The following is a 5,226-nucleotide window of genomic DNA, read 5'->3' as shown; positions in this document are numbered from 1 at the left end:
CCGCTCCCCCCACCCCGATCGTTCCCGCGGCCCCCATGAGCAGGGCCAGGAGGAGCGGGAGCACAACAGGACATCGGCGGCCCGCGGTGAAGCGGGCGAGGTCGTCTCGGCGCATGGCACGACGGTGCCGGTCCGCGCCGCCGCGCGGGGATCATGAACCGGATCGGTGGACTACTCGCCGGTTGTGGACAACCGCGCCACCCCCACGGGTGAAGGCGCCCCCGTGACCACCCGCGCCGCGTGTCGCCTCGCCCTTCGGCGGTCCCGTACACTTCTGATGGCGATCCGGGTCACCGGGTCGACTTCGCACGCCCCGTCACCGTGCATCACTCCCATCCCCTGCCCCCTCGGCACGGGAATCCTGGGCAGCGCGGTGGCCGCGTCCATTCGGTCCTCGGACAGGCTCTGATCACACAGTCCCGTCCGTGGCGGGCGCGTGGGGCGTCAGGAGCGGCGGCCGCCCGGCCGCCGTGGAACCGAGTACCACAGAGGAGTACGGCCATGGCCGTCGTCACGATGCGGGAGCTGCTGGAGAGCGGCGTCCACTTCGGGCACCAGACCCGCCGCTGGAACCCGAAGATGAAGCGCTTCATCTTCACCGAGCGCAACGGCATCTACATCATCGACCTGCTCCAGTCGCTGTCGTACATCGACCGCGCCTACGAGTTCGTCAAGGAGACCGTCGCGCACGGCGGCTCCATCATGTTCGTCGGTACGAAGAAGCAGGCGCAGGAGGCCATCGCCGAGCAGGCCACCCGCGTCGGCATGCCCTACGTCAACCAGCGCTGGCTGGGCGGCATGCTCACCAACTTCTCGACCGTCTACAAGCGCCTGCAGCGCCTGAAGGAGCTCGAGCAGATCGACTTCGAGGACGTGGCCGCCTCCGGCCTCACCAAGAAGGAGCTGCTGGTCCTCTCCCGCGAGAAGGCGAAGCTGGAGAAGACCCTCGGCGGTATCCGCGAGATGCAGAAGGTGCCCAGCGCCGTCTGGATCGTGGACACCAAGAAGGAGCACATCGCCGTCGGCGAGGCGCGCAAGCTCAACATCCCGGTCGTCGCCATCCTCGACACCAACTGCGACCCCGACGAGGTCGACTACAAGATCCCGGGCAACGACGACGCGATCCGCTCCGTCACGCTGCTCACCCGTGTGATCGCCGACGCGGTCGCCGAGGGCCTCATCGCCCGCTCCGGTGTCGCCGAGGGCAAGGGTGACAAGGCCGCCGGCGAGCCGCTCGCCGAGTGGGAGCGCGACCTGCTCGAGGGCGAGAAGAAGGCCGAGGAGCCGGCCGCCGAGGCCGAGAAGCCGGCCGAGGCCGCTGCCGAGGCTCCGGCCGCGGAGGCCGCCGAGGCCCCGGCCGCCGAGGCCGAGCAGGCCTGACCTCAGCGTCACGGCTGACGACGGCGGGGGCGCACAGCCCCCCCCGTCCACCCGTAGATCAATCGACTTTTCGAGACCGGGAAGAGATTCCAGACCATGGCGAACTTCACCGCCGCTGACGTCAAGAAGCTCCGTGAGCTCACCGGCGCCGGCATGATGGACTGCAAGAAGGCGCTCACCGAGGCCGAGGGCAGCGTCGACAAGGCCGTCGAGATCCTGCGCGTCAAGGGCCAGAAGGGCGTCGCCAAGCGCGAGGGCCGCAGCGCCGAGAACGGCGTCGTCGTCTCCCTCATCGCCGACGACAACACCTCCGGTGTGCTGCTCGAGCTGAAGTGCGAGACCGACTTCGTCGCCAAGGGTGACAAGTTCGTCGCCGTCGCCGACGCGCTCGCCGCCCACGTCGCCAAGACAGCTCCGGCCGACCTCGAGGCGCTGCTCGCCTCCGAGATCGAGGCCGGCAAGACCGTCCAGGCGTTCGTGGACGAGGCCAACGCCACCCTCGGCGAGAAGATCGTCCTGGACCGCTTCGCGCAGTTCACCGACGGCTACGTCGCCGCGTACATGCACCGCACCAGCCCGGACCTGCCCCCGCAGGTCGGCGTCCTCGTCGAGCTCGACAAGGAGGCCGCCGAGGTCGCCAAGGACGTCGCGCAGCACATCGCCGCGTTCGCGCCGAAGTTCCTCTCCCGCGAGGAGATCCCGGCCGAGACGGTCGAGAACGAGCGCCGCGTCGCCGAGGCCACCGCGCGCGAGGAGGGCAAGCCCGAGGGCGCCCTGCCGAAGATCGTGGAGGGTCGCGTCAACGGCTTCTTCAAGGAGAACGTCCTGCTCGACCAGGCGTTCGCCAAGGACAACAAGAAGACCGTCCAGAAGATCCTGGACGAGGCCGGTGTCACGCTGAAGCGCTTCGCGCGCATCCGCGTCGGCGCCTGAGCGGTACGCCGCTGATCCGTACGCCGTACAGAGGCGGCGGAAGAGGCCCGACCCGCTAGGGTCGGAAGCAGTCGGCCGCGCACGCGCCGGACGACCGCAGATGTGACGAGGAGGCCATTGCCGCAGAGGGCTCGAAAGACGACCCAACCGGCAATGGCCTTCTTCGTATGTGCACGAGGAGATCTCCATGAATCAGGGCGCCGACTCCAATCAGGCCGCCGACAAGAGCGACCACGGTGGCAAGCGCCGCCGGTTCCTGCTGAAGCTGTCCGGTGAGGCGTTCTCCGGCGGAGGGGGCCTGGGCGTCGACCCCGACGTGGTCCACGCCATCGCCCGGGAGATCGCCGCGGTGGTCCGGGACGGCGCGGAGATCGCCATCGTCATCGGCGGTGGCAACTTCTTCCGCGGCGCGGAGCTCCAGCAGCGCGGCATGGACCGCGCCCGCTCCGACTACATGGGCATGCTGGGCACGGTCATGAACTGCCTCGCCCTCCAGGACTTCCTGGAGAAGGAGGGCATCCAGTCCCGCGTCCAGACCGCCATCACCATGGGCCAGGTCGCCGAGCCCTACATTCCGCTGCGCGCGGTGCGGCACCTGGAGAAGGGCCGCGTGGTGATCTTCGGCGCGGGCATGGGCATGCCCTACTTCTCGACCGACACCACCGCCGCCCAGCGCGCCCTGGAGATCGACGCCGAGGCGCTGCTCATGGGCAAGAACGGCGTGGACGGGGTCTACGACTCCGACCCGAAGCAGAACCCGGACGCGGTGAAGTTCGACGCGCTGGAGTACGGCGAGGTGCTCTCCCGCGGCCTCAAGGTCGCCGACGCCACCGCGATCACCCTGTGCATGGACAACAAGCTGCCGATCCTGGTCTTCGAACTGCTCGCGGAGGGCAACATCGCCCGAGCGGTGAAGGGTGAGAAGATCGGCACGCTCGTCAGCGACCAGGGGAGCCGGGCCTGACGGTCCGCCTCCACCGCCGACTGGCCGCCGAGGACAGCCGTGGCGGGCTGCGGGGCGGCAACCCCGGACCGTGTGAAGAGCACGGCACGGGGATGGACAACGGCCTGCCGGTCGGACACCGTGCAGGAGAAGACGCGCGCAGGGGCGAGGCTCTGCTTACGGATAACACCAGGAGCAAGTGGTGATCGAAGAGACCCTCCTCGAGGCCGAGGAGAAGATGGAGAAGGCCGTCGTGGTCGCCAAGGAGGACTTCGCCGCGATTCGCACCGGTCGTGCGCACCCGGCGATGTTCAACAAGATCGTGGCGGACTACTACGGCGCGCTGACGCCGATCAACCAGCTGGCGTCCTTCTCGGTGCCCGAGCCGCGGATGGCCGTGGTGACCCCGTTCGACAAGAGCGCGCTGCGCAACATCGAACAGGCGATCCGCGACTCCGACCTCGGGGTGAACCCGAGCAACGACGGCAGCATCATCCGTGTGACGTTCCCGCAGCTCACCGAGGAGCGGCGGCGCGAGTACATCAAGGTCGCCAAGACCAAGGGCGAGGACGCGAAGATCTCGATTCGCAGCATTCGCCGCAAGGCCAAGGAGACCATCGACAAGTTCGTGAAGGACGGCGAGATCGGCGAGGACGAGGGCCGGCGCGCCGAGAAGGAGCTCGACGACACCACCGGCAAGTACGTGGCGCTGGTGGACGAGCTGCTGAAGCACAAGGAAGCCGAGCTGCTCGAGGTCTGATGAACGACTCTTCCTGGGGGGCCCGCCCGGCGCCCTCGGCCGGGGGCACCCCATCGAGGGCCGGCTACTGGGGTCCGCCCGACCAGGGGCCTCTCCCGGCGGGTCCGCCGCATGCGACGGCCGACTCGGCGCAGACTCGGCCCATGCCCATCGTGCCCGACACAGGCGGAGACCAGGACGATCGTGACCAGGGGGCCGCTCGGCTGAGCGGCCCCCTGTTCCGTGACGAGTCCCGAGACGAGTCCCGAGACGAGTCCCGTGACGAGTTCCGTGACGAGGAGCAGCAGCCGGTGACCCCCACGCCGCAGCCCGAGCGGCACTCGGCGCACCAGCACGGCGCGCCCGCCAAGAAGCGCGCCGGCCGCGATCTGCGGGCGGCCATAGGGGTCGGCCTGGGTCTCGGCGCGGTCATCGTGGCCTCCCTCTTCCTCGTCAAGGAGCTCTTCCTCGGCGTGATAGTGATCGCCGTGGTCGTCGGCCTCTGGGAGCTGTCCTCGCGGCTCCGGGAGGAGAAGGGCATCCGCGTCCCGCTGGTGCCGCTGGCGGTCGGCGGCGCGGCCATGGTCGTCGCCGGCTACGTCAGGGGCGCCGAGGGGGCGTGGGTCGCCGTGGCGCTGACCTCCCTCGCGGTGCTCGCCTGGCGGATGGCCGAGCCGCCCCACGACTATCTGAAGGACGTCACGGCGGGCATCTTCGCCGCGTTCTACGTGCCGTTCCTGGCGACGTTCGTGGCGCTGATGCTCAGCGCCGACGCCGACGGCCCGCAGCGGGTGTTCACCTTCCTGGTGCTGACCGTGGTGAGCGACACCGGGGCGTACGCCGTCGGCTGGAAGTTCGGCCGGCACAAGCTGGCGCCGCGGATCAGCCCGGGGAAGACCCGGGAGGGCCTGCTCGGCGCGGTGGCCTTCGCCATGGTGGCCGGCGTGCTGTGCATGCAGTTCCTGATCGAGGGCGGCACCTGGTGGCAGGGCCTGCTGCTGGGGCTGGCGGTCGCGGCCAGCGCGACCCTCGGCGACCTCGGCGAGTCCATGATCAAGCGGGATCTCGGCATCAAGGACATGGGCACGCTGCTGCCGGGCCACGGCGGCATCATGGACCGCCTCGACTCGCTGCTGCCCACCGCGCCCGTGGTGTGGCTGCTGCTGGTGATCTTCGTCGGCGCCGGCTGAGCCGGCCCCCACCCGCACGACAAGCCCCGCCGGCCCGGGGG

At 69.7% G+C, this 5,226-nt stretch carries 5 protein-coding genes; all 5 read left to right on the top strand.

Annotation, left to right across the window (positions count from 1 at the left end; all coding sequences use genetic code 11):
- Positions 1–501: 501 nt before the first annotated feature.
- The 5 genes from rpsB (at position 502) to ACSNOD_RS28105 (ending at position 5,185) form a co-directional block, all read left to right on the top strand.
- The gene (gene rpsB, locus ACSNOD_RS28125) at positions 502–1,380 is read left to right on the top strand and encodes a 30S ribosomal protein S2 (protein WP_436769886.1); all 879 of its coding nucleotides are present in this window, start codon (positions 502–504) and stop codon (positions 1,378–1,380) included.
- Positions 1,381–1,476: 96 nt separating this feature from the next.
- Positions 1,477–2,313: a translation elongation factor Ts gene (tsf, locus tag ACSNOD_RS28120; RefSeq protein ID WP_436769885.1), complete on the top strand. Its 837-nt coding sequence runs from the start codon at positions 1,477–1,479 to the stop codon at positions 2,311–2,313.
- A 187-nt stretch (positions 2,314–2,500) separates the two neighbouring features.
- A complete protein-coding gene (gene pyrH, locus ACSNOD_RS28115; RefSeq protein WP_436769884.1) occupies positions 2,501–3,277 on the top strand; it encodes a UMP kinase in 777 nt (258 codons plus the stop codon).
- 181 nt (positions 3,278–3,458) lie between these two features.
- Positions 3,459–4,016, top strand: a complete 558-nt coding sequence (gene frr / locus ACSNOD_RS28110) for a ribosome recycling factor (protein WP_436769883.1) — start codon at positions 3,459–3,461, stop codon at positions 4,014–4,016.
- The gene (locus ACSNOD_RS28105) at positions 4,016–5,185 is read left to right on the top strand and encodes a phosphatidate cytidylyltransferase (protein ID WP_436769882.1); all 1,170 of its coding nucleotides are present in this window, start codon (positions 4,016–4,018) and stop codon (positions 5,183–5,185) included. Before frr ends, ACSNOD_RS28105 begins: the two co-directional genes overlap by 1 nt.
- Positions 5,186–5,226 lie beyond the last annotated feature (41 nt).

Source organism: Streptomyces sp. URMC 123 (assembly GCF_051386515.1).
In the GTDB taxonomy this organism is placed as follows: Bacteria; Actinomycetota; Actinomycetes; order Streptomycetales; family Streptomycetaceae; genus Streptomyces.
The sequence above is the reverse complement of the archived record's forward strand: the minus strand, read 5'-3'. Positions and strand labels throughout refer to the sequence as shown.